A 23,412-nucleotide genomic window follows, 5' to 3' on the forward strand; every position below is an offset into this window, starting at 1 on the left:
CAACATAAATTTGAATGGTCAACGCCCCCTTTGTTATTGCTAACAATTTATGAGGGTGATGGATAAATCATGTTTGATTTTCATCCGTGATCTCTTTAGTGGTTGTGATTTTGGCGAGAAGAACGTTCTCCATCATCGTTAAAGCGTACTCGTTGTCCCTATCATCATTTGAAGCAATACAATCTTTAGGTACAGTGAGGTTGTACTCTCGCATGTAAGCGTCATTTGCAGTGAACAGGACACAGATGTTTCCGGCAATTCCAGTTAAAATAAGTTCTTGCACACCTAATTCATTTAGGAGTGTCTCTAGTGCTGTTCCGTAAAAGGCAGAGTGCTTAGGTTTAATTAAGAAGTAATCATCTTTAGATGGTGCCATTTGCTCTAAAATAGGGGCACTTCTTTCGTTTTTACATGTTTCCATAACAGCTTTGATATCAGCCTTCCAGAGTCCATAGTGGTCGTTGATATAGATAATTGGCCAATTTTTCTTGAAAGCGTGTTGTTTAAGGGCTAAAATTTTATTGGTCATTTGCTCTGTTTTTTCAGCGAGCACATGTCCCATTTCGAAATCAAAATTATTGATCATGTCAATAATAAGCAGTGCCTTTTGTTGTTTTGGCAAATCAAGACCCCCTTTAAAAGATTGTGATAATATGTTAACCTCAATATCCTTTAAAAAAACATGAAAAGAGAGCCGTGCTATGACGAAAGATGAACAGTTTATGCAAGAAGCTATTTCTGAAGCTTTGAAAGCAAAACAAATAGGAGAAGTTCCAATCGGTGCCGTCATCGTTGTTGATGATCAAATTGTAAGCCGTGCTCACAATTTAAGGGAAAGTGAACAGCGATCAATTGCTCATGCGGAATTACTTGCTATTGATGAAGCGTGTAAAATGACTGGTAGCTGGCGTTTAGAAGATGCTGTACTTTATGTTACACTCGAACCGTGCCCAATGTGTGCAGGCGCTATTGTACTTTCAAGAGTGAAAAAGGTCGTTTTTGGTGCCTATGATCCTAAAGGTGGTTGTGCTGGTACTTTAATGAATTTATTGGACGATGAGCGGTTCAATCATCAGTCTGAAGTCATTGGTGGTGTGCTTGAAAATGAGTGTGGTGAGCTGTTAAGTCAGTTCTTTCGAGACCTCCGTCAGCGTAAGAAGCAGGCGAAAAGTAAATGAATGGATGTCGTTTGCAATTTTATCACTTAGAAGGTATACTTATGTCTGCGTCACCAACAATTTAATATTCATTTTGCCGTGCTAAGCGGGGAGGTAGCGGTGCCCTGTACTCGCAATCCGCTCTAGCGAGGCCGAATCCCTTCTCAAGGTTCGTTTACTTCAAGGTCTGCCTTAAATAAGTGGTGTTGACGTCTGGGTCCTGCGCAATGGGAATTCATGAACCATGTCAGGTCCGGAAGGAAGCAGCATTAAGTGAAACCTCTCATGTGCCGCAGGGTTGCCTGGGCCGAGCTAACTGTTTAAGTAACGCTTGGGGTAGCGAATCGACAGAAGGTGCACGGTAAATCAATATTAAATGTAACTCATCTAGTTTATCTAGGTGAGTTTTTTGTTGCTATTGAAAGAATATATCAGTTGTTTTGTTTATACAAATAGCAAAAAAGCCATTTTCAGGGTGAGGTTTTTTGAAGCAATCCATAGAGGGAACGAATGTTCTTGTTGATCTGACAGACATTTTCAGAAAGCAAGAAAACACGTTTTTTAATCAAGAAAAGTAAAAAGTCTTTAAAGGAAATGCTCTTTTTCGTTTATTAGAAAATAAAGGTGTACTTTTGAATTGATCGTTGCATCATGTATAATGAACATGATGATAAATGGAGGAGGGCGTATTTGTGAGTTATCAAGCTTTATACCGAGTGTTCAGACCTCAAGTTTTTGAGGATGTTGTTGGACAAGAACACATCACAAAAACGTTGCAAAATGCCCTTTTGCAGAAAAAGTTTTCTCATGCTTACTTATTTTCAGGTCCTAGAGGAACAGGTAAAACAAGTGCTGCCAAGATTTTTGCGAAAGCAGTGAACTGTGAAAAGTCACCTGTTAGTGAGCCGTGTAATGAGTGTGATGCCTGTAGAGGGATTACGACCGGTTCGATTTCAGACGTGATTGAAATAGATGCTGCCTCAAATAACGGGGTAGATGAAATTCGGGATATACGTGATAAAGTGAAATTTGCTCCTTCAGCGGTTACATATAAGGTTTATATTATAGATGAGGTACATATGCTCTCTATCGGGGCATTTAATGCACTTCTTAAAACGCTAGAGGAACCACCTGCTCATTGTATCTTTATTTTGGCTACCACAGAGCCTCATAAGATTCCTCTTACCATCATATCAAGATGTCAGAGATTTGATTTTAAACGGATCACGACAAAAGATATTGTTGGACGAATGGAGAAAATTGTAGATGCAGAAAGCCTAAATATACAAGAGGGTTCACTCGAGATTATTGCTAGTGCGGCAGATGGAGGCATGCGTGACGCACTCAGTCTCCTTGACCAAGCGATCTCATTTAGTGGTGAACAGCTCACAATTGATGATGCACTGCTCATTACAGGTGCTGTATCTCAGCATTTCATTAGTCAGCTTGCTGAAGCCATTTTTGAGCAAAATATTGCGATAGCGCTGGATACGTTAAATGAATTGCTTCAACAGGGGAAAGATGCCGCGAAATTAATAGAGGATATGATCTTCTACTTTAGAGATATGCTTCTTTACAAAACAGCACCGGATCTTGAAGGTGTCCTTGAAAAAGTCAAAGTCGACGATAAGTTTGTGGCTCTTTCAGAACGTGTGGCACCTCAGTTTCTTTATGAAACGATTGAAGTGCTGAATAAAAGCCATCAGGAAATGAAATGGACAAACCATCCTAGAATTTTCTTTGAAGTAGCTGTGGTTAAGCTCTGTCAGTCAACGGCTGGTGCTGTATCATCTCCGGCTGATTCCGACCTAACAGCGTTAACGAATAAAATAGACAGGCTGGAACAGGAGCTATCTAGGCTAAAAGCTGAGGGTGTTCCAATGACTCAGTCTCAGAGTCCTCAAGCAAAAACGGAAGCACCTCGACCTCAAACGAGTAATAAAAATGGTTATCGTGCACCTGTCGGTCGAATTCATGAGATTTTAAAAGAAGCGAAGCGGCCGGAGCTAGAAAAAATAAAAGGCAAATGGGGAGAGCTTCTTGCCCAATTAAAACAGCAAAATAAGGTATCTCACGCTGCGCTATTAACAGATAGTGAACCAGTTGCGGCGGCAACTCATGCCTTTGTTTTAAAATTCAAATTTGAAATACATTGTAAGATGGTGGCCGAAGATAAAAGTGGTGTTCGAACCAATCTTGAGCAACTGCTAGAATCTATGCTAGGAAAAAGAGTGGAATTAGTTGGCGTTCCTGACGCTCAATGGGGTAAAATAAGAGAAGAATTTTTAAGAGATCATCAGCCTGAAGAACAAGCAGATGGTCAGGCAGCTTCTGCTGAAGAAGATCCATTAATTGCAGAAGCAAAGAAGTTAGTAGGAACCGATTTAATTGAAATTAAAGATTAACAATTTGAAAGAGAGTGGTGTTCATATGCGCGGTGGAATGGGAAATATGCAAAAAATGATGAAACAAATGCAAAAAATGCAGAAGGATATGGCTAAGGCTCAAGAAGAGCTTGCAGAAAAAGTCCTTGAAGGTACGGCAGGTGGCGGCATGGTCACTGTAAAAGTAAATGGACAAAAAGAAGTCGTTGATGTGGCGATTAATGAAGAAGTTGTTGATCCTGAAGACATCGATATGCTTCAAGACCTTGTACTTGCAGCAACAAATGATGCATTGAAAAAAGTTGATGAACTAACGAATGAAACAATGGGTCAATTCGCAAAAGGAATGAACATGCCAGGTTTATTCTAGGAGGAATAACTGAAGATGCAATATCCTGAACCAATATCAAAGCTGATTGATAGCTTTATGAAATTGCCAGGAATCGGACCTAAAACTGCGGTCCGTCTGGCTTTTTTTGTTCTTAGTATGCAAGAAGATGTCGTGCTGGATTTTGCGAAGGCACTTGTTAATGCAAAGCGTAATTTAACTTATTGTTCTGTTTGCGGACATATCACCGATCAGGATCCTTGCTATATTTGTGAAGATACAAGAAGAGATCAATCTGTGATCTGTGTCGTGCAGGATCCAAAAGATGTGATCGCAATGGAAAAAATGAAAGAATACAACGGCTTATATCATGTGCTTCATGGTGCTATTTCACCAATGGACGGAATTGGGCCAGAGGATATTAAAATTCCTGACCTATTAAAAAGATTGCAAGACGATCAAGTCACAGAGGTCATTCTTGCAACCAACCCAAACATTGAGGGAGAAGCGACAGCCATGTATATCTCTAGATTGTTGAAACCATCAGGAATTAAACTCTCTCGCATTGCTCACGGACTCCCAGTAGGTGGAGATTTAGAGTATGCGGATGAAGTCACACTTTCTAAGGCTCTAGAAGGCAGACGTGAGATGTAGGAAGGAGAAGTACGGTACATGGGTTTTCTTCGCAGAAAATCAATTCGAAAAGAATTCGATGAGATATTAATTCAACAGCTTTTTAAGCAAAAGGAAGAATGGAACAGACAAAAAAAGCTTGTCGCAAATAGCGTTGAGCCTTCACCGGACATTCTATTCGAATTAAAGCTTGCTCAAGCGAAGTACTTTTTCTATCTGAGAGAAGCGAAAAAGAGAAATTTACGTTTAAACAACTGGAGATAGCAGGTCTATTTTCCATAATCCTCTCATATGCTTGTACTATTCATATGAAGAGGAGATGAGAGGATTATGGAACCTGTTATTGTGATTGGTTCAATTTTGTTAGCTGTTTTATTGTTGTTTATGTCGGGTGTTCAAGCAAATCCATTCAAATGGTTAGGGCTTATCGGAATAAAATTTGTCGCAGGCGCTCTTTTTTTATTTTGTCTCAATTTATTCGGCGAGAGTTTAGGGCTTCATGTTTCCATTAACCCTGTAACGAGCGGAATTAGTGGTTTGTTGGGCATTCCAGGTGTAGCAGCTTTAGTCGTAATTGAAAAGTTTATTATTTAATGCAAAATATTGTTGACTTTGATTATATATGGTGGTAAATTAATATACGTCGCTGATGACGAAGAAACGAAAAAACATAATAGCAAAAAAGTTGTTGACACTAACAACTTGGATGTGATAAGATGTTCTAGTCGCTTCTGAAGCGGTAAACAAGTTCTTTGAAAACTAAACAAGACAAAACGTACCTGTTAATTCGAGTTTTTATAAAAAAATCCTATGATACATCATAGGTAGTCAGTCAAACGCTGACGAAAAACAAAACTTCGGTTTTGTACTTTTTCGGAGAGTTTGATCCTGGCTCAGGACGAACGCTGGCGGCGTGCCTAATACATGCAAGTCGAGCGGACAGAAGGGAGCTTGCTCCCGGATGTTAGCGGCGGACGGGTGAGTAACACGTGGGTAACCTGCCTGTAAGACTGGGATAACTCCGGGAAACCGGAGCTAATACCGGATAGTTCCTTGAACCGCATGGTTCAAGGATGAAAGACGGTTTCGGCTGTCACTTACAGATGGACCCGCGGCGCATTAGCTAGTTGGTGAGGTAACGGCTCACCAAGGCGACGATGCGTAGCCGACCTGAGAGGGTGATCGGCCACACTGGGACTGAGACACGGCCCAGACTCCTACGGGAGGCAGCAGTAGGGAATCTTCCGCAATGGACGAAAGTCTGACGGAGCAACGCCGCGTGAGTGATGAAGGTTTTCGGATCGTAAAGCTCTGTTGTTAGGGAAGAACAAGTGCAAGAGTAACTGCTTGCACCTTGACGGTACCTAACCAGAAAGCCACGGCTAACTACGTGCCAGCAGCCGCGGTAATACGTAGGTGGCAAGCGTTGTCCGGAATTATTGGGCGTAAAGGGCTCGCAGGCGGTTTCTTAAGTCTGATGTGAAAGCCCCCGGCTCAACCGGGGAGGGTCATTGGAAACTGGGAAACTTGAGTGCAGAAGAGGAGAGTGGAATTCCACGTGTAGCGGTGAAATGCGTAGAGATGTGGAGGAACACCAGTGGCGAAGGCGACTCTCTGGTCTGTAACTGACGCTGAGGAGCGAAAGCGTGGGGAGCGAACAGGATTAGATACCCTGGTAGTCCACGCCGTAAACGATGAGTGCTAAGTGTTAGGGGGTTTCCGCCCCTTAGTGCTGCAGCTAACGCATTAAGCACTCCGCCTGGGGAGTACGGTCGCAAGACTGAAACTCAAAGGAATTGACGGGGGCCCGCACAAGCGGTGGAGCATGTGGTTTAATTCGAAGCAACGCGAAGAACCTTACCAGGTCTTGACATCCTCTGACAACCCTAGAGATAGGGCTTTCCCTTCGGGGACAGAGTGACAGGTGGTGCATGGTTGTCGTCAGCTCGTGTCGTGAGATGTTGGGTTAAGTCCCGCAACGAGCGCAACCCTTGATCTTAGTTGCCAGCATTCAGTTGGGCACTCTAAGGTGACTGCCGGTGACAAACCGGAGGAAGGTGGGGATGACGTCAAATCATCATGCCCCTTATGACCTGGGCTACACACGTGCTACAATGGACAGAACAAAGGGCTGCGAGACCGCAAGGTTTAGCCAATCCCACAAATCTGTTCTCAGTTCGGATCGCAGTCTGCAACTCGACTGCGTGAAGCTGGAATCGCTAGTAATCGCGGATCAGCATGCCGCGGTGAATACGTTCCCGGGCCTTGTACACACCGCCCGTCACACCACGAGAGTTTGCAACACCCGAAGTCGGTGAGGTAACCTTTATGGAGCCAGCCGCCGAAGGTGGGGCAGATGATTGGGGTGAAGTCGTAACAAGGTAGCCGTATCGGAAGGTGCGGCTGGATCACCTCCTTTCTAAGGATATATGGAGCAGCGTACGTTTTTCGTCTTGTTTAGTTTTGAAGGAACTTGCAAAAGATCCTACAACATCATATCTTCGATATGAAAGATGGGCCTGTAGCTCAGCTGGTTAGAGCGCACGCCTGATAAGCGTGAGGTCGGTGGTTCGAGTCCACTCAGGCCCACCATCTTCTATTAAAACGGGGCCTTAGCTCAGCTGGGAGAGCGCCTGCCTTGCACGCAGGAGGTCAGCGGTTCGATCCCGCTAGGCTCCACCAACGTGTTCTTTGAAAACTAGATAACAATAAGTAATACATTCACATTGAATGCAATGCAAAGTTCATCACACATAGTGATTCTTTCTAAAGTAAGAAATGGTTAAGTTAGAAAGGGCGCACGGTGGATGCCTTGGCACTAGGAGCCGATGAAGGACGGGACGAACACCGATATGCTTCGGGGAGCTGTAAGCAAGCTTTGATCCGGAGATTTCCGAATGGGGAAACCCACTGCTCGTAATGGAGTAGTATCCATACTTGAATACATAGAGTATGAGAAGGCATACCCGGGGAACTGAAACATCTAAGTACCCGGAGGAAGAGAAAGCAAATGCGATTCCCTGAGTAGCGGCGAGCGAAACGGGAACAGCCCAAACCAAGAGGCTTGCCTCTTGGGGTTGTAGGACACTCTATACGGAGTTACAAAGGAACGATATAAGCGAAGAGGTCTGGAAAGGCCCGCCAAAGAAGGTAACAGCCCTGTAACTGAAATGTTGTTCTCTCCAGAGTGGATCCTGAGTACGGCGGAACACGTGAAATTCCGTCGGAATCCGGGAGGACCATCTCCCAAGGCTAAATACTCCCTAGTGACCGATAGTGAACCAGTACCGTGAGGGAAAGGTGAAAAGCACCCCGGAAGGGGAGTGAAATAGATCCTGAAACCGTGTGCCTACAAGTAGTCAGAGCCCGTTAACGGGTGATGGCGTGCCTTTTGTAGAATGAACCGGCGAGTTACGATCCCGTGCAAGGTTAAGCAGAAGATGCGGAGCCGCAGCGAAAGCGAGTCTGAATAGGGCGCATGAGTACGTGGTCGTAGACCCGAAACCAGGTGATCTACCCATGTCCAGGGTGAAGTTCAGGTAACACTGAATGGAGGCCCGAACCCACGCACGTTGAAAAGTGCGGGGATGAGGTGTGGGTAGGGGTGAAATGCCAATCGAACCTGGAGATAGCTGGTTCTCTCCGAAATAGCTTTAGGGCTAGCCTCAAGGTAAGAGTCTCGGAGGTAGAGCACTGATTGGACTAGGGGCCCCTACCGGGTTACCGAATTCAGTCAAACTCCGAATGCCGATGACTTATCCTTGGGAGTCAGACTGCGAGTGATAAGATCCGTAGTCGAAAGGGAAACAGCCCAGACCGCCAGCTAAGGTCCCAAAGTATACGTTAAGTGGAAAAGGATGTGGAGTTGCTTAGACAACCAGGATGTTGGCTTAGAAGCAGCCACCATTTAAAGAGTGCGTAATAGCTCACTGGTCGAGTGACTCTGCGCCGAAAATGTACCGGGGCTAAACGTATCACCGAAGCTGCGGACTGTTCTTACGAACAGTGGTAGGAGAGCGTTCTAAGTGCAGTGAAGTCAGACCGGAAGGACTGGTGGAGCGCTTAGAAGTGAGAATGCCGGTATGAGTAGCGAAAGACGGGTGAGAATCCCGTCCACCGAATGCCTAAGGTTTCCTGAGGAAGGCTCGTCCGCTCAGGGTTAGTCGGGACCTAAGCCGAGGCCGAAAGGCGTAGGCGATGGACAACAGGTTGATATTCCTGTACCACCTCCTCACCATTTGAGCAATGGGGGGACGCAGGAGGATAGGGTAAGCGCGGTATTGGATATCCGCGTCCAAGCAGTTAGGCTGGGAAATAGGCAAATCCGTTTCCCGTGAAGGCTGAGCTGTGATGGCGAGCGAAATTTAGTAGCGAAGTTCCTGATTCCACACTGCCAAGAAAAGCCTCTAGCGAGGTGAGAGGTGCCCGTACCGCAAACCGACACAGGTAGGCGAGGAGAGAATCCTAAGGTGATCGAGAGAACTCTCGTTAAGGAACTCGGCAAAATGACCCCGTAACTTCGGGAGAAGGGGTGCTTCTTAGGGTGTTAAAGCCCCGAGAAGCCGCAGTGAATAGGCCCAGGCGACTGTTTAGCAAAAACACAGGTCTCTGCGAAGCCGTAAGGCGAAGTATAGGGGCTGACGCCTGCCCGGTGCTGGAAGGTTAAGAGGAGCGCTTAGCGTAAGCGAAGGTGCGAATTGAAGCCCCAGTAAACGGCGGCCGTAACTATAACGGTCCTAAGGTAGCGAAATTCCTTGTCGGGTAAGTTCCGACCCGCACGAAAGGCGCAACGATCTGGGCACTGTCTCAACGAGAGACTCGGTGAAATTATAGTACCTGTGAAGATGCAGGTTACCCGCGACAGGACGGAAAGACCCCGTGGAGCTTTACTGCAGCCTGATATTGAATGTTGGTACAGCTTGTACAGGATAGGTAGGAGCCTTGGAAACCGGAGCGCTAGCTTCGGTGGAGGCATCGGTGGGATACTACCCTGGCTGTATTGACCTTCTAACCCGCTGCCCTTATCGGGCAGGGAGACAGTGTCAGGTGGGCAGTTTGACTGGGGCGGTCGCCTCCTAAAATGTAACGGAGGCGCCCAAAGGTTCCCTCAGAATGGTTGGAAATCATTCGCAGAGTGTAAAGGCACAAGGGAGCTTGACTGCGAGACCTACAAGTCGAGCAGGGACGAAAGTCGGGCTTAGTGATCCGGTGGTTCCGCATGGAAGGGCCATCGCTCAACGGATAAAAGCTACCCCGGGGATAACAGGCTTATCTCCCCCAAGAGTCCACATCGACGGGGAGGTTTGGCACCTCGATGTCGGCTCATCGCATCCTGGGGCTGTAGTCGGTCCCAAGGGTTGGGCTGTTCGCCCATTAAAGCGGTACGCGAGCTGGGTTCAGAACGTCGTGAGACAGTTCGGTCCCTATCCGTCGCGGGCGCAGGAAATTTGAGAGGAGCTGTCCTTAGTACGAGAGGACCGGGATGGACGCACCGCTGGTGTACCAGTTGTTCTGCCAAGGGCATCGCTGGGTAGCTATGTGCGGACGGGATAAGTGCTGAAAGCATCTAAGCATGAAGCCCCCCTCAAGATGAGATTTCCCATTCCGCAAGGAAGTAAGATCCCTGAAAGATGATCAGGTTGATAGGTCTGAGGTGGAAGCGTGGTGACACGTGGAGCTGACAGATACTAATAGATCGAGGACTTAACCTATATTCTAATGTGAAAAATGAACATTGTTATCTAGTTTTGAGAGAACATTCTCTCCATCAGGTTTGGTGGCGATAGCGAAGAGGTCACACCCGTTCCCATACCGAACACGGAAGTTAAGCTCTTCAGCGCCGATGGTAGTTGGGGGTTTCCCCCTGTGAGAGTAGGACGCCGCCAAGCTTTTCAAAGGATCAGTTCCAATCGGAACTGGTCTTTTTTGTATTTTAAAAAAGGAACAAACACTCGATCTGGCATGGATACATATACTAAACTATCATCTAAAACATTCTTAATTTTGTATACAATTGAAAGCGCTAGGGCATACTGAAGCTATAAGTGGAGGTGTCACAATGAGCAAAAAAGAGCGAGAAGCAATTTGTTTGATTTGTGAAGAGAAAAAAACAAAGGGAATTTATTTATATCATCAGTTTTTATGCCGAGATTGTGAACGGAAGTTAATTTCTACATCAACCTCGGATCCTAGTTATGCTGATTATGTAAGAAAGCTTAAAAATCTTCATACGCCGCCTTTGTATTCATAGACCATTAGATGGTCTTTTTTTATGGGCAATCGGGGATTGGGCCTGTTTTTTGGAACTTAGTTTGGACATCAACCGTAATAAATAATAAGATAAACAGAGAGCCTGATTATTCATAGGAGTCGATGAACATGAAATCAATTTTTTACACATTTGCATGGGCCGTTCTCTCTACTCTTTTTTCGCTGGTGATTTTAACTGTCAGTATTGGTGTTTTCCATCATCATGTTGGATTGTCGATACTGTATGCGATGATTGGGTGGGGTGTGATGTTTGCAGGAAGCCGATGGGCTGCCTTCCAGTTGTTTTTGAAGAAACACGGACTGTCTCGCAGTGATTATGTATATATTAAACAGCACTTAAAAGAAGCTGGGCAAAAGCTGGTTCGTTTGAAGAAAGCTTTATTTGCTGTGAAGAACGTACAGACGATCAAGCATAATTTTGAAATTCTTCGGCTTGCACGACGCATCTATACGATAACAAAAAAGGAACCGAACCGGTTTTATGATGCACAGCGGTTTTATTTTGAGAGTTTGGATTCTGTTGTTGAATTAACTGAGAAATATGCACTGCTGTATAATCAGCCGAATCGTAGCCATGAGCTTGAAATGACATTAAGCCAAACTCGAGTCACGCTGACTGAACTGCAAAAGCAATTAACGAATGATTTACAGCAAGTTTTAGGAAGAGATATAGAAGCACTTCATATTGAACTTGAAGTGGCCGATAAAATGATTAAAAAATAGATATGAAAGGAGTCAAACTCGATGAAACCAGAAGATCCAGTCATACCACCAGCCCCATCTACTACAGATCTTCCGTTTCGGGTGTTTGATACCTTATCTGATGAGGAAAAGCAGGAGGCGCTACAGCGAGCTGAGAAGATCCCTGACCATCCACAAAAACTGCTTTTCTATGGCACACGTGTGCAGGAACGATTGTTAGAACAATCAAAACAAATGATGCAATATGTGGAGAAAAAAGATATTGACCAAATCGGAGACGTTCTAGAAGCTTTTTTACAGCAACTGCATTTAGTGGAGCCAGAGGATTTATTGCCAAAGAAGCGAGGCTTTTTTTTAAGGTTATTTCAGCGAGAAAAGCGTTCTACTCAGGAGATCATATCTCGTTTTAAACAAGCAGAAGCACAGATAGAGAGATTGTCAGCAAGGCTTCGTTACGCAAGAGGCGTGTTAATTTCGGACCATAAGTTATTGGAGCGTTTATTTGAAGAAAATCAATCATACTTTCAAGAGATGACGTTACAGGTTGCAGCAGTTGAAGCAAAATTGACGCTGTTAGAGCAACATGCCCTAACAGAATCACAGCCACATGATCGGACATTAGAGGAACAATTGATGAGTCGGGAAGTCGATGAAGATGAATATATGGAGAGATTAAAAGAACGGAAGTATGATTTGCTGTTGAGCCGTCAAATCGCACTGCAATGTAATGCCCAAATTCGAATGATTCAGCATACAAACCATACATTAGCCAATCATATTCAATCAACTGTTTCCGCATCAATTCCTTTATGGATTAACCAAATGTCGATTGCGTTCAATCATATTCAGCAGCGAGCCAATTCAGCGCTTGAGCAGCGTATCCAGCAAACATATGAACAGGTATCGAAGCAGCAAGGACAGCTGCTTGAAGATGCATCCTTAACGCCTATAGATACGTTGAAAAAGGTTCAGCACCAATTGGCCGAAACATTGCAGGAAACGTTGCAGGTAAAAGAACATGGGAGCCAAGAACGAGCTCAATTAAAAAGTAGCATGCAGGAGGCAGAGCAGAAGCTGGTGAATCATAAACCAATAAAGGAATGAGAATCCATCTTTCAGTTCACTTGTTTGAACGTTATAATAGATATAAGATATCGTTTAAGTGAAAAGGGTCGATTTGTTTGAAAACACCTTTATATACAGCATTATCACAACATGCGGAAAAGAAGCCCTATTCTTTTCACGTTCCGGGACATCACAATGGAGATGTCTTTTTTGATGAGGCACGGTCCTATTATGCATCCATTCTTCAGCTGGATGTGACAGAACTTGAAGGTCTAGATGATCTTCACCATCCGACTGGGGTGATTCAAGAGGCAGAGGATTTATTGGCAAAGCTATATGGAGCTAAACAAAGTTTTTTCCTTGTGAATGGCACAACCGTTGGCAATTTGGCGATGGTGATGTCTGCGTGTCAGGCTGGGGAGGGCATTTTCGTTCAGCGAAATTGTCATAAGTCTGTGTTCCATGCGATTGAGCTTGCGGGAGCGACGCCTATTATGTTAGAAACTGAGAGTGATCCGCACTTGCACGTCCCAACTCATGTGACGGAGGAAACAGTCAAACAAGCTATGGCGACACATCCTAACTGCCGGGCAATCGTTTTGACATATCCGAACTACTACGGACATGCAGCTGATTTATCAGGGCTCATTCAAATGTGTCATGAAGCTGGCATCATTGTATTAGTTGATGAGGCACATGGTGCTCATTTTGTATTAGGCGGTGCCTTTCCTCCATCTGCCCTTTCCTATGGAGCAGACGTGGTGGTACAATCAGCACATAAAACCCTTCCGGCAATGACGATGGGGTCTTATCTCCATCTTCAAGGAGACCGAATTGATGTGAAGCGGATAAAGACGTTATTAACGATGCTTCAAAGCAGTTCACCTTCCTATCCAATTATGGCTTCGTTAGATGTGGCGAGAGCTTATGTGGAGGAGTTGAAGGGAAAAGGGTTAATGGACGAAATCATGAGAGACTTGGCAAAGCTGAAAGCACAGTTCAATATGATCTCCAATCTCGAAGTGGTTGAGTCTGACTCTTTACCTATGGATCCATTAAAATGTGTCATTCGTTCAACAAAAGGGCTGACAGGCTATGAACTCAAAAAGGTGCTTGAGTCGGTGGAGGTTCACCCAGAACTTGCGGATGAACATCAAGTCTTACTCGTTTTTGGTCTAAGGCAGACAAAGGACATTCCTTTTACAGCTATAGAGCAGGCTCTTCAGCAAAGTGATTCATTGCTTGTAAAAAAAGAGCCTCGAACGGGATCGCTCTTCTTAGAGGACGATCAGCAAAAGCGAGATGTAGAAGCTGTTCCATTCGAAAAAGCAGTTGGCCGGATTAGTGCAGAATCGGTCATTCCCTATCCGCCTGGCATTCCTTTGATGATTAAAGGAGAACCGATTGAATCAGATCAAATTGCGACGTTAAGCCGTTTACTTGGGCATCAAGTTCATGTGCAAGCAAGTCAGGTGATTCACCAGAGAAAATTATATGTTTATATAGAAGAGGAGACACTATGAGCGGTATGTTTATTACGTTTGAAGGACCGGAGGGTGCTGGAAAAACGACAGTGATTCGAAAAGTGTACGAAGAAATGGAACGTCAAGGATATGCAGTGATGGCGACACGTGAGCCTGGAGGCATCGACATTGCAGAGCAAATTCGTGAAGTCATTTTAAATGAAAAAAATACAAAAATGGACGCAAAAACAGAGGCATTGCTTTATGCAGCAGCTAGAAGGCAGCATTTGGCTGAAAAAGTAGAACCGGCATTGAAGCGGGGGGAAACTGTTTTATGTGATCGTTTTGTCGACAGCTCCCTTGCTTATCAGGGCTATGCGAGAGGGCTTGGGATTGAAGAAGTCAAATCCATTAATGATTTTGCCATTGATGGCACGATGCCGCAAATGACCATTTACTTTTCCATTACACCAGAGGAAGGTCTAAAGCGAATTGATGCCAATCAAGGAAGAGAAAAAAATCGATTAGACATGGAAACACTGAATTTTCATCAAATGGTCAGAGAAGGATATGAGCTGCTGATTGCGCAATCACCAGAACGATTCCGTGTAGTAGATGCGTCTCAGCCTGTTCAGGATGTCTTTAATGAAGTGTTTCAGCTGATTCAGGACACATTAAAGAAAAATCAAATATGACCTCATTCCCAATCGTTGTTATAATATAGAGGAAGACATCGGCATGTCACCTGTGCCTAAAATGAAGGAGGCCAATCAAATGAAATTAATTGTTGCCGTTGTACAGGATCAAGATAGCAGCAAGTTATTGAAAATATTGACCGAACATCAATTCGGCGTGACAAAATTAGCTTCGACTGGTGGATTTCTAAAGTCTGGGAATACGACTTTTATCATTGGTTGTGATGATGTCCGAGTGGATAAAGCGTTACAGCTAATCAAGGAAAATTGCCGTAAACGTGATCAAATGATCGCGCCTGTATCACCAATGGGTGGAAATGCAGATTCATATGTACCATACCCTGTTGAGGTTGAAGTTGGTGGAGCTACCGTCTTTATTCTGCCAGTTGAACAATTTCATCAATTTTAAGGATGGGTTGCTGTGAAAATTAATCAAGATATGCGGCTGCTTTTAGAAAAGCGTGAACTTCAAGCGATGAAAGGAAGCCAAACTTCAGCATCGTTTAAATCATCGATGGAGACACAAAGCGGTAAAATGCGTTTAGAGCAGCTGACAGTCATGCTGAGCGATATCGAAGTCTTCGGCAAGAAACTGACAAAGTCACGAAACCTTAAAGATTTGGCTAGGTTTAAAGGACTTGTGAAACGCTTTGTAAAAGAAACAGTCGATAATGGATTAAATATAGAGACATCAAGGAGCTTTGACATTTATGGCAACACACGAACACTCGCTTTAGTCAAAGCATTAGATGAAAAGCTGATTGAGTTAACAGAGGATATGATGAATCAAGAGAAACCCTCGATTGATTTGCTTGAACGTATTGGAGAAATAAAAGGTTTATTGATTAACCTTTACACATAGAGAGTGATAACATGGCAATTAGCTGGGATGACATGAATGATCTACAGCCGCGCGTCATGCGGCTGATTTTTAATAGTATTGATAAAGACCGACTGGCTCATGCTTACTTATTTGAAGGAAAAAAAGGGACAGGAAAGCTAGATGCTGCGATGCTTTTAGCGAAGAGCTTTTTTTGTTTGGAAGCAGGAGTGAAACCATGCGAGTCCTGTCAAAACTGCAAAAGAATTCAGTCTGGCAACCATCCAGATTTACATCTAGTGCAGCCTGACGGTCAATCAATTAAGAAGGCGCAAGTGCAGGCTTTGCAGGAGGAATTTACAAAAGCAGGCGTAGAATCGCATCGGAAAATGTATATCATTCTCCATGCGGACAAAATGACGGTCAATGCTGCGAACAGTTTATTAAAGTTCCTAGAGGAGCCCAACCGGGAAACGATGGCAATTTTAATCACTGAACAATCGCATAAAATGCTGGATACGATTATTTCAAGATGTCAGATGCTTAGCTTTCAGCCGCTGCAGCCGCAATCTTTGGAGCAGCAGCTTTTACAAGAAGGCGTGTCTCAGGATCTCGCAAGGCTTTTGTCGAATTTAACCAATAATTTAGCAGAAGCACTCGAATTAAGTCGAAATGATCAGTTTGCAGAGTCTAGAGCGAAAGTGATAAAATTGTATGAAGTCTTACACCAGCGAAAAGAACATGCATTTTTTTATATACAAGATCAATGGATGCCTTTTTTCAAAGAGAAAGACCTTCAAGAAACTGGTCTTGATATGCTTTTATTTATATATCGTGATGTATTGTCGATTCAAATAGGAAATGAAGATAAAGTCATTTATCAAGACTTATTCCAGACAATGAAGCAGCACGCGCTGCATTCCACACAGCAAATGGTGACGAATCAGATCCTTGCTGTATTAGAAGCGAAAAAGAGACTTCAATCCAACGTGAATGCCCAAGGGCTAATGGAGCAATTGGTGTTGATGTTGCAGGAGGGATAAGCTTGTACAACGTAATTGGTGTTCGCTTTAAAAAAGCGGGCAAAATCTATTATTTCGATCCTAATGGATTTCATATAGAAAATGATAGTTGTGTCATTGTAGAAACGGTTAGAGGTGTTGAGTACGGGCAAGTGGTCATCGCCAATAAAAAAGTAGATGAACACGATGTGGTTCTCCCTTTACGTAAGGTGATTCGCGTCGCAGATGAACGTGACCGGCTCATCGTTGAGGAGAACAAAGAAGCAGCGATGGCAGCCTTTGACACATGTCTTCAGAAAGTAAGTGAACACGGCCTAGAAATGAAGCTGGTCGATGTCGAATTTACATTCGACCGCAACAAGGTCATCTTCTATTTTACAGCGGACGGCAGAGTAGATTTCCGTGAGCTGGTCAAGGATCTTGCATCTATTTTTAAGACGAGAATTGAACTTCGTCAAATCGGTGTAAGAGACGAGGCAAAAATGCTAGGCGGCATTGGTCCGTGTGGACGTATGCTTTGCTGTTCAACTTTCTTAGGAGATTTTGAACCTGTGTCCATTAAAATGGCAAAAGATCAAAACCTCTCGTTAAACCCTACCAAAATTTCAGGGCTTTGCGGTCGTTTGATGTGCTGCTTGAAATATGAGAATGATGAGTACGAAACAGCAAAAGAACAATTACCGGACATCGGTGAAACGATTCAGACGTCTAATGGCTCTGCAAAGGTAGTAGGGCTTAATATTTTAGAACGAATTTTGCAAGTTGAATTAACCGGGCAAGAAAAAGTGATAGAATATACTTGGGAAGAATTAATACAAGAAGGCGTTGTATCTGCACAAACAACTGAGTAACGAGGTGTGCCACCTTGGATAAAAAGGAACTATTTGATACGGTGATTAATTTAGAAGAACAAATCGGTTCTCTTTATCGCCAGCTAGGTGATTTGAAAAATCATATCGGTGAAGTGATTGAAGAAAATCATCAGTTGCAGATGGAGAATCAGCACTTGCGTGAACGTCTGGATCAATCCGATCGAGATAAATCGTCTGAGGCAGAGCATGATTCTGCCCAGAAGCCAAGTCATTCTGATATAGGAGAAGGTCATGATAACCTAGCTCGTTTATATCAGGAGGGCTTCCATATTTGTAATGTACATTATGGGAGCATTCGGAAAGAGGGAGACTGTTTGTTCTGTCTGTCATTTTTAAATAAAAAATGAGAAAAGGCTTCCGCTGAATCGGGAGCCTTTTTCACAGGAAAAGAAAGGATACATCATGGTTTCGTTAAGAGAAGATGAACGTTTAGACTACTTGCTTGCAGAAGATATGAAAATTATTCAAAGTAAAACGGTGTTCGCCTTTTCATTGGATGCAGTGTTATTAGCAAAATTTGCGTATGTGCCGATTCAAAAAGGGGAGATTATTGATCTTTGTACGGGAAATGGCATCGTTCCATTGCTGCTTTCGACGAGATCTAAAGCCTCTATTACAGGGGTTGAAATTCAAGAACGTCTGTTTGATATGGCAAAGAGAAGTGTGGCGCATAATCAACTGGAGCAGCAGATTGAGTTGATCCATGGTGATTTAAATGATATGCCTAAACGGTACGGAAACCACAAAGTAGACGTGATTACTTGTAATCCGCCATATTTTAAGACTCCTTCTAAAGATGAAATCAATGAAAATGAGTATTTGGCGATTGCACGTCATGAGATTCATTGTACATTAGAAGATGTCATTCGTGTTTCTTCCACTTTGCTAAAGCAAGGAGGCAAACTGGCAATGGTTCATCGCCCTGGACGGCTGCTTGAGATTGTTGAAATGATGAAGAAATATCGAATTGAGCCAAAACGAATTCAATTTGTATATCCGAAACAGGGAAAAGAAGCGAATACCATTTTAGTGGAAGGGATGAAAGATGGAAAACTGGATTTGAAAATCCTCCCGCCGCTTTTTGTTTATGGAGAAGACCAAGAGTATACAAAAGAAATCAGGACGATACTGTATGGAGAAGCATAGTCATTATTTCTATGTATTGAAATGTGCAGATGGCAGTTTGTACGCTGGGTATACAAATGACTTACAGAAAAGGCTGACTGCCCATAATAGTGGGAAGGGTGCAAAGTATACGAGAGCTAGACGGCCGGTGGAACTCTATTACCACGAATGCTTTTTAACCAAAAGAGAAGCCATGCAACAGGAATATCGTTTCAAAACGTGGACACGTCGAAAAAAGGACATGTATATAGAAGAAAAGCGAATCAAAAAGGAGGCGGCACATGAAAAAGACACAGAAAAGCTTTGATGGTCAATCAGAAATGGGGATTCTTTATCTCGTACCAACCCCGATTGGAAACTTAGAAGATATGACGTTTCGAGCGATACAAACGTTAAAAGATGTAGACTATATTGCCGCAGAAGATACGAGACAAACGAAAAAGCTTTGTCATGTCTATGAAATTGATACCCCATTAACGAGTTATCATGAACATAACAAAGATAGCAGTGGTCATAAGTTAATCGAATGGTTAAAAGAAGGAAAGAACATTGCACTCGTGAGCGATGCCGGTTTACCGACGATCTCTGATCCAGGAGCCGAAGTGGTTCGCGACTTTACGAACATCGGAGGCTATGTCATTCCGTTACCTGGTGCAAATGCAGCACTTACGGCGCTCATTGCGTCAGGAATCGCACCTCAGCCATTTTTCTTTTACGGTTTTCTTGATCGTCAAAAAAAGGAAAAGAAAAAACAGCTGGAAGCATTGAAGAAACGCCAAGAAACAATTGTTTTCTATGAAGCGCCCCATCGGTTAAAAGAAACTCTGACTGTGATGAAAGAAGTGTGGGGGAACCGGAATATTGCCATTACGAGAGAACTGACAAAGAAATTTGAAGAGTTTATTCGTGGAGATTTAGAATATGCGCTGACTTGGGTGACAGAACAACAAATCCGTGGTGAGTTCTGTCTCGTCGTACAAGGAAATGATCAGGATGAAGAAGAACTGAATGAAGAAGCTTGGTGGAATTCTTTATCTGAAAAAGAGCACGTGATCCATTACATAGAGGAAGGGTTAACGTCAAAAGAGGCTATTAAACGTACTGCGGTTGAACGTGGTGTGCCAAAGCGGACGATCTATGATGCGTATCATATTGAACAATAAAGAAAGGTTCTTGCAAACGGTGCAAGAACCTTTTTATATAAAACTTATTTTTGTGATTGAAGTTGGTTTTGGATTTCGTTAATGATTTGCTCTGCACCTTCACGGCTAAGAACTAATTTACCATTAGCAAGTTTAAGGTTATCGTCTGATACTTCACCTGTTACTTGGCAAGTCATGTTTGGTTTATATTTTTTTAGGATAATTTTTTCATCATCAACATAAATTTCCAAAGCGTCTTTTTCTGCGATTCCTAACGTACGGCGAAGCTCGATTGGAATCACCACGCGTCCTAATTCGTCAACTTTACGTACAATACCTGTAGATTTCATCTTCATTCTCCTCCCAAAAAGTTCTTATTCTTAATATAATATTATCTTCGTCATTATTCGACAAATTCCTTACATTCCTAGCATAACAAGGTTTCCATAAATCGTCAATCATTTTGTTTACTATTGTTTGTAAAATATGACTCTTAAAGTCAAAGGACCTTGAAACTACCGGTGTATAAGGATTTTTCAGAATTTATCTATAAAAATATGAAAAATGACGATAACAGATTAACAAGACTTTTGCCCTAATTTAGCCAATTGTAAATCTGGAAATAGATTTCATACGACAATATTCGACAAAATGTCGAGCGGTTTGTCGTTTTTTTCGAAAAACTCATCTTTTTCGTTCATTTCAATCTGTTCTATGTATATATGCTTGATCTTAAAGGCTAAGATGGTATCATAGAGAAAGCACAAGTGCAAAACATAATGAAATGATCTGACACATTTTAATGAAGTATGATGACCGCTCTCGTCCATTGGGCGGGAGTTTTTGACATTTACACACAAGCAGGAGGTTCCGACATGCCGGAAAAGAAAAAAACGTTTTATCTGACTACACCAATTTACTATCCGAGCGGAAAATTACATATTGGACATGCTTATACGACAGTGGCAGGGGATGCCATGGCTCGATATAAACGTCTGCAAGGCTATGATGTGATGTATTTAACGGGTACAGATGAGCACGGACAAAAAATTCAGCAAAAAGCTGAAGAACAAAATATTACACCGATTGAGTATTTAGATCCGGTCGTTGCTGACATTAAAACATTATGGAAGAAACTCGACATTTCAAACGATGATTTCATTCGTACAACGGAAAAAAGACATACGAAAATCATTGAGCAAGTCTTCCAAAAGTTGCTTGATCAAGGAGATATTTATTTAGATCAATATGAGGGCTGGTACAGTATTCCTGATGAAACATTCTATACGGAAACACAGCTTGTTGATGTTGAGCGAAATGAGAAAGGGGAAGTCATTGGAGGGAAAAGCCCGGACAGTGGACACCCTGTTGAATTGATTAAAGAGGAATCATATTTCTTCCGTATGAGTAAGTATGCAGATCGCTTACTAGACTATTACGAAAAGAACCCATCGTTCATTCAGCCTGAATCAAGAAAGAATGAGATGATTAATAACTTCATTAAACCGGGGTTAGAGGATTTAGCTGTATCAAGAACAACCTTTGATTGGGGCATTAAAGTACCTAATAATCCGAAGCACGTCATCTATGTATGGATTGATGCGTTATTCAACTACTTAACAGCGATTGGCTACGGAACCGATCAAGATGAAAAATATAAAAAATATTGGCCTGCCAACGTACACCTAGTTGGGAAAGAAATTGTACGATTCCATACAATTTACTGGCCAATTATGCTGATGGCACTTGATCTGCCGTTGCCAAAACAAATTTTTGCACATGGCTGGCTGCTCATGAAAGATGGCAAAATGTCTAAATCAAAAGGGAACGTAGTAGATCCTGTTACGTTAATTGATCGCTATGGTCTTGATGCTCTTCGTTATTACCTGCTACGCGAAGTACCATTTGGTGCAGACGGTGTGTTTACACCAGAAGGATTCGTGGAACGTGTAAACTATGACCTTGCCAATGATTTAGGGAACTTACTTAACCGTACAGTGGCGATGGTGCAAAAATACTTCGACGGTACATTAAGCAGCTATAAGGGTCCAGTCAATGAGTTTGATGAGGAACTAAAAGCTGTAGCTGAACAAACGGTGAAAGCTTATGAAGAAGCGATGGAGAACCTCGAATTCTCGGTGGCTCTTTCAAATGTTTGGACATTAATCAGCAGAACGAATAAATATATTGATCAAACAGCTCCTTGGGTATTAGCGAAGGATGAAACAAAACGAAAAGAACTGCATTCTGTGATGTACCATTTAGCAGAATCACTTCGAATCACAGCTGTATTGTTAACACCATTCTTAACAAAAACACCTGAGAAAATCTTCTTCCAGCTTGGAATTGAAGAAGAGAAACTCAAAAGCTGGGAAAGCATTCTTTCTTTCGGTGCGATTCAAAAAGCGACGGTACAAAAAGGTGAGCCATTGTTCCCTCGTTTAGAGGTTGAAGAAGAAGTGGCATACATTAAAGAGAAGATGCAAGGAAGTGCGCCTAAGGTAGAAGAAGAGTCAGTTGAAATAGAAGAAACTGAATTACCTGAACTGGGTGCCGAAATTGCCTTCGATGATTTTTCGAAAGTTGACCTTCGTGTAGCACAAGTATTGGAAGCAGCACCAGTGAAAAAAGCTGACCGTCTCTTAAAGCTTCAGCTTGATTTTGGATTTGAAAAGAGACAAATTGTCTCAGGGATTGCCAAGCATTATCAACCAGAAGAATTGGTAGGGAAGAAGCTCGTGTGCGTAGCGAATCTCACACCAGTTAAACTAAGAGGGGAAATTTCCCAGGGAATGATTTTAACTGGAGAAACTGGTGGTAAATTGCAGGTTCTTGAAGTAGATCAATCTTTAGCAAATGGAACGAAAATTTTATAATTTAACAAAGGTGTTCCACGTGTAACATTTCGTCGAACACCTTTTGTTTTTCAGAAGAATTGTCGAAAGGAGCAATCAACCATGTTATTTGACACACATGCCCACTTAAATGCTGAACAATATAATGAAGACTTAGAGCAGGTGATTGAAAGAGCCAAAAGTGAAAAGGTAGAGAAGATTGTGGTGGTCGGGTTTGATCGTCCAACCATTACGAGAGCGATGGAGCTAATTGAAGCATATGATTTTATGTATGCAGCCATCGGCTGGCATCCTGTTGATGCCATTGATATGACAGATGAAGATTTGGCTTGGATCAAAGAATTATCTCAGCATGAAAAGGTTGTTGCCATTGGAGAAATGGGTCTAGATTACTATTGGGACAAGTCGCCAAAAGATGTGCAAAAAGAAGTCTTTAGACGTCAAATTGCTCTTGCAAAAGAAGTGAATCTGCCAATTATCATTCATAACCGTGACGCTACGGAAGATGTAGTGACGATCTTAAAAGAAGAAGGAGCGGCAGAAGTCGGAGGAATTATGCACTGCTTTACTGGCAGCCTCGAAATTGCAAAAGCATGTATGGAAATGAACTTTTATATCTCATTCGGTGGACCTGTGACATTTAAAAATGCGAAAAAACCGAAAGAAGTTGTAAAGGATATTCCAAGTGATCGTCTTCTAATTGAGACAGACTGCCCGTATTTAACTCCAGCGCCATTTAGAGGGAAACGAAATGAGCCGAGCTATGTGAAATATATCGCAGAACAAATTGCTGAATTGCGAGAAATAAGCTTTGAAGAGCTTGCTGCATTGACAACAGAAAATGCGAAAAAAGTTTTCCGTATAAACTGACAGTATATG

The 23,412-nt window shown here is 42.8% G+C and carries 23 protein-coding genes, 2 tRNA genes, 3 rRNA genes and 1 other RNA gene; 27 read left to right on the top strand and 2 right to left on the bottom strand.

The window, feature by feature from the left end:
• Positions 1 to 67: 67 nt before the first annotated feature.
• Complete coding sequence (locus tag NSQ64_RS00175) at positions 68 to 622, bottom strand: isochorismatase family cysteine hydrolase (protein ID WP_041091587.1); 555 nt, start codon at positions 620 to 622, stop codon at positions 68 to 70.
• A 79-nt stretch (positions 623 to 701) separates the two neighbouring features.
• Between NSQ64_RS00175 and tadA the strand changes: the two genes are divergently transcribed.
• The 25 genes from tadA (at position 702) to rsmI (ending at position 19,699) form a co-directional block, all read left to right on the top strand.
• Complete coding sequence (tadA, locus tag NSQ64_RS00180; protein WP_008342015.1) at positions 702 to 1,178, top strand: tRNA adenosine(34) deaminase TadA; 477 nt, start codon at positions 702 to 704, stop codon at positions 1,176 to 1,178.
• Between the two features lie 76 nt (positions 1,179 to 1,254).
• Positions 1,255 to 1,519, top strand: an RNA gene (gene ffs / locus NSQ64_RS00185) — signal recognition particle sRNA large type.
• Between the two features lie 330 nt (positions 1,520 to 1,849).
• Entirely contained in the window at positions 1,850 to 3,562 is a 1,713-nt protein-coding gene (gene dnaX, locus NSQ64_RS00190; RefSeq protein ID WP_008342013.1) for a DNA polymerase III subunit gamma/tau, read from the top strand.
• Positions 3,563 to 3,587: 25 nt separating this feature from the next.
• Positions 3,588 to 3,911, top strand: a complete 324-nt coding sequence (locus NSQ64_RS00195) for a YbaB/EbfC family nucleoid-associated protein (RefSeq protein WP_341018209.1) — start codon at positions 3,588 to 3,590, stop codon at positions 3,909 to 3,911.
• A 15-nt stretch (positions 3,912 to 3,926) separates the two neighbouring features.
• Positions 3,927 to 4,523: a recombination protein RecR gene (gene recR / locus NSQ64_RS00200; RefSeq protein ID WP_003218094.1), complete on the top strand. Its 597-nt coding sequence runs from the start codon at positions 3,927 to 3,929 to the stop codon at positions 4,521 to 4,523.
• A gap of 18 nt (positions 4,524 to 4,541) precedes the next feature.
• Positions 4,542 to 4,766 carry a YaaL family protein gene (locus NSQ64_RS00205; RefSeq protein WP_008342008.1) on the top strand — a complete coding sequence of 75 codons (225 nt, stop codon included), beginning with the start codon at positions 4,542 to 4,544 and terminating at the stop codon, positions 4,764 to 4,766.
• Positions 4,767 to 4,832: 66 nt separating this feature from the next.
• Positions 4,833 to 5,096, top strand: coding sequence for a pro-sigmaK processing inhibitor BofA family protein (locus NSQ64_RS00210; RefSeq protein WP_012009068.1), 264 nt, complete (start codon positions 4,833 to 4,835; stop codon positions 5,094 to 5,096).
• Positions 5,097 to 5,372: 276 nt separating this feature from the next.
• Positions 5,373 to 6,921: ribosomal RNA gene (locus tag NSQ64_RS00215) — 16S ribosomal RNA — on the top strand.
• 96 nt (positions 6,922 to 7,017) lie between these two features.
• Positions 7,018 to 7,094: transfer RNA gene (locus tag NSQ64_RS00220), tRNA-Ile, on the top strand.
• Positions 7,095 to 7,108: 14 nt separating this feature from the next.
• Positions 7,109 to 7,184 (top strand) — tRNA-Ala (locus tag NSQ64_RS00225).
• A 98-nt stretch (positions 7,185 to 7,282) separates the two neighbouring features.
• Positions 7,283 to 10,213, top strand: a 23S ribosomal RNA gene (locus tag NSQ64_RS00230).
• 61 nt (positions 10,214 to 10,274) lie between these two features.
• Positions 10,275 to 10,390: ribosomal RNA gene (gene rrf / locus NSQ64_RS00235) — 5S ribosomal RNA — on the top strand.
• Together the 16S, 23S and 5S rRNA genes with 2 tRNA genes alongside form the textbook arrangement of a ribosomal RNA operon.
• Positions 10,391 to 10,560: 170 nt before the next feature.
• Positions 10,561 to 10,752: a sigma factor G inhibitor Gin gene (locus tag NSQ64_RS00240; RefSeq protein ID WP_017359334.1), complete on the top strand. Its 192-nt coding sequence runs from the start codon at positions 10,561 to 10,563 to the stop codon at positions 10,750 to 10,752.
• Between the two features lie 128 nt (positions 10,753 to 10,880).
• Positions 10,881 to 11,495, top strand: a complete 615-nt coding sequence (locus NSQ64_RS00245) for a 5-bromo-4-chloroindolyl phosphate hydrolysis family protein (RefSeq protein WP_327862460.1) — start codon at positions 10,881 to 10,883, stop codon at positions 11,493 to 11,495.
• A 21-nt stretch (positions 11,496 to 11,516) separates the two neighbouring features.
• Positions 11,517 to 12,578 (top strand): toxic anion resistance protein, encoded by a 1,062-nt coding sequence (locus NSQ64_RS00250; protein WP_341014518.1) that lies wholly within the window; start codon positions 11,517 to 11,519, stop codon positions 12,576 to 12,578.
• A 77-nt stretch (positions 12,579 to 12,655) separates the two neighbouring features.
• Entirely contained in the window at positions 12,656 to 14,062 is a 1,407-nt protein-coding gene (locus NSQ64_RS00255) for an aminotransferase class I/II-fold pyridoxal phosphate-dependent enzyme (RefSeq protein WP_341014520.1), read from the top strand.
• On the top strand, positions 14,059 to 14,697 hold the full coding sequence (gene tmk, locus NSQ64_RS00260) for a dTMP kinase (protein ID WP_007496237.1): 639 nt from the start codon (positions 14,059 to 14,061) through the stop codon (positions 14,695 to 14,697). Before NSQ64_RS00255 ends, tmk begins: the two co-directional genes overlap by 4 nt.
• A 79-nt stretch (positions 14,698 to 14,776) precedes the next feature.
• Positions 14,777 to 15,106: a cyclic-di-AMP receptor gene (locus tag NSQ64_RS00265; RefSeq protein ID WP_012008640.1), complete on the top strand. Its 330-nt coding sequence runs from the start codon at positions 14,777 to 14,779 to the stop codon at positions 15,104 to 15,106.
• A 12-nt stretch (positions 15,107 to 15,118) separates the two neighbouring features.
• On the top strand, positions 15,119 to 15,559 hold the full coding sequence (locus tag NSQ64_RS00270) for a YaaR family protein (RefSeq protein ID WP_008341898.1): 441 nt from the start codon (positions 15,119 to 15,121) through the stop codon (positions 15,557 to 15,559).
• A gap of 11 nt (positions 15,560 to 15,570) precedes the next feature.
• The gene (gene holB, locus NSQ64_RS00275) at positions 15,571 to 16,560 is read left to right on the top strand and encodes a DNA polymerase III subunit delta' (RefSeq protein ID WP_041506542.1); all 990 of its coding nucleotides are present in this window, start codon (positions 15,571 to 15,573) and stop codon (positions 16,558 to 16,560) included.
• Between the two features lie 2 nt (positions 16,561 to 16,562).
• Positions 16,563 to 17,390: a PSP1 domain-containing protein gene (locus NSQ64_RS00280; RefSeq protein ID WP_024719352.1), complete on the top strand. Its 828-nt coding sequence runs from the start codon at positions 16,563 to 16,565 to the stop codon at positions 17,388 to 17,390.
• Between the two features lie 14 nt (positions 17,391 to 17,404).
• Positions 17,405 to 17,758: a DNA replication initiation control protein YabA gene (yabA, locus tag NSQ64_RS00285; protein WP_007496228.1), complete on the top strand. Its 354-nt coding sequence runs from the start codon at positions 17,405 to 17,407 to the stop codon at positions 17,756 to 17,758.
• A 55-nt stretch (positions 17,759 to 17,813) separates the two neighbouring features.
• Complete coding sequence (locus NSQ64_RS00290) at positions 17,814 to 18,557, top strand: tRNA1(Val) (adenine(37)-N6)-methyltransferase (RefSeq protein WP_341014524.1); 744 nt, start codon at positions 17,814 to 17,816, stop codon at positions 18,555 to 18,557.
• Positions 18,544 to 18,843 (top strand): GIY-YIG nuclease family protein, encoded by a 300-nt coding sequence (locus NSQ64_RS00295; protein WP_019744059.1) that lies wholly within the window; start codon positions 18,544 to 18,546, stop codon positions 18,841 to 18,843. The genes NSQ64_RS00290 and NSQ64_RS00295 overlap by 14 nt, the downstream gene beginning before the upstream one ends.
• Entirely contained in the window at positions 18,818 to 19,699 is an 882-nt protein-coding gene (rsmI, locus tag NSQ64_RS00300; protein ID WP_039170319.1) for a 16S rRNA (cytidine(1402)-2'-O)-methyltransferase, read from the top strand. Before NSQ64_RS00295 ends, rsmI begins: the two co-directional genes overlap by 26 nt.
• Positions 19,700 to 19,743: 44 nt before the next feature.
• Here the strand turns inward: rsmI and NSQ64_RS00305 are convergent, their stop codons facing one another.
• Positions 19,744 to 20,034 carry an AbrB/MazE/SpoVT family DNA-binding domain-containing protein gene (locus NSQ64_RS00305; RefSeq protein ID WP_087975202.1) on the bottom strand — a complete coding sequence of 97 codons (291 nt, stop codon included), beginning with the start codon at positions 20,032 to 20,034 and terminating at the stop codon, positions 19,744 to 19,746.
• Between the two features lie 519 nt (positions 20,035 to 20,553).
• On the opposite strand from NSQ64_RS00305, the gene metG reads away from it, so the two are divergent.
• Both metG and NSQ64_RS00315 read left to right on the top strand, forming a co-directional pair.
• Positions 20,554 to 22,554, top strand: a complete 2,001-nt coding sequence (gene metG / locus NSQ64_RS00310; protein ID WP_341014527.1) for a methionine--tRNA ligase — start codon at positions 20,554 to 20,556, stop codon at positions 22,552 to 22,554.
• Between the two features lie 81 nt (positions 22,555 to 22,635).
• Complete coding sequence (locus NSQ64_RS00315) at positions 22,636 to 23,403, top strand: TatD family hydrolase (protein WP_017359325.1); 768 nt, start codon at positions 22,636 to 22,638, stop codon at positions 23,401 to 23,403.
• Positions 23,404 to 23,412: the final 9 nt, after the last annotated feature.

Origin of the sequence: Bacillus sp. FSL W8-0183, assembly GCF_038006825.1 — a bacterium.
GTDB classification, from domain to species: domain Bacteria; phylum Bacillota; class Bacilli; order Bacillales; family Bacillaceae; genus Bacillus; species Bacillus altitudinis.

Bases quoted from the DNA above. Each gene is read 5' to 3' on its own strand.
- tadA (WP_008342015.1), top strand. From the start codon at position 702: ATGACGAAAGATGAACAGTTTATGCAAGAAGCTATTTCTGAAGCTTTG.
- NSQ64_RS00195 (WP_341018209.1), top strand. From the start codon at position 3,588: ATGCGCGGTGGAATGGGAAATATGCAAAAAATGATGAAACAAATGCAA.
- recR (WP_003218094.1), top strand. From the start codon at position 3,927: ATGCAATATCCTGAACCAATATCAAAGCTGATTGATAGCTTTATGAAA.
- NSQ64_RS00205 (WP_008342008.1), top strand. From the start codon at position 4,542: ATGGGTTTTCTTCGCAGAAAATCAATTCGAAAAGAATTCGATGAGATA.
- NSQ64_RS00210 (WP_012009068.1), top strand. From the start codon at position 4,833: ATGGAACCTGTTATTGTGATTGGTTCAATTTTGTTAGCTGTTTTATTG.
- NSQ64_RS00240 (WP_017359334.1), top strand. From the start codon at position 10,561: ATGAGCAAAAAAGAGCGAGAAGCAATTTGTTTGATTTGTGAAGAGAAA.
- NSQ64_RS00245 (WP_327862460.1), top strand. From the start codon at position 10,881: ATGAAATCAATTTTTTACACATTTGCATGGGCCGTTCTCTCTACTCTT.
- NSQ64_RS00250 (WP_341014518.1), top strand. From the start codon at position 11,517: ATGAAACCAGAAGATCCAGTCATACCACCAGCCCCATCTACTACAGAT.
- tmk (WP_007496237.1), top strand. From the start codon at position 14,059: ATGAGCGGTATGTTTATTACGTTTGAAGGACCGGAGGGTGCTGGAAAA.
- NSQ64_RS00265 (WP_012008640.1), top strand. From the start codon at position 14,777: ATGAAATTAATTGTTGCCGTTGTACAGGATCAAGATAGCAGCAAGTTA.
- holB (WP_041506542.1), top strand. From the start codon at position 15,571: ATGGCAATTAGCTGGGATGACATGAATGATCTACAGCCGCGCGTCATG.
- NSQ64_RS00290 (WP_341014524.1), top strand. From the start codon at position 17,814: ATGGTTTCGTTAAGAGAAGATGAACGTTTAGACTACTTGCTTGCAGAA.
- NSQ64_RS00295 (WP_019744059.1), top strand. From the start codon at position 18,544: ATGGAGAAGCATAGTCATTATTTCTATGTATTGAAATGTGCAGATGGC.
- rsmI (WP_039170319.1), top strand. From the start codon at position 18,818: ATGAAAAAGACACAGAAAAGCTTTGATGGTCAATCAGAAATGGGGATT.
- NSQ64_RS00305 (WP_087975202.1), bottom strand. From the start codon at position 20,034: ATGAAGATGAAATCTACAGGTATTGTACGTAAAGTTGACGAATTAGGA.
- metG (WP_341014527.1), top strand. From the start codon at position 20,554: ATGCCGGAAAAGAAAAAAACGTTTTATCTGACTACACCAATTTACTAT.
- NSQ64_RS00315 (WP_017359325.1), top strand. From the start codon at position 22,636: ATGTTATTTGACACACATGCCCACTTAAATGCTGAACAATATAATGAA.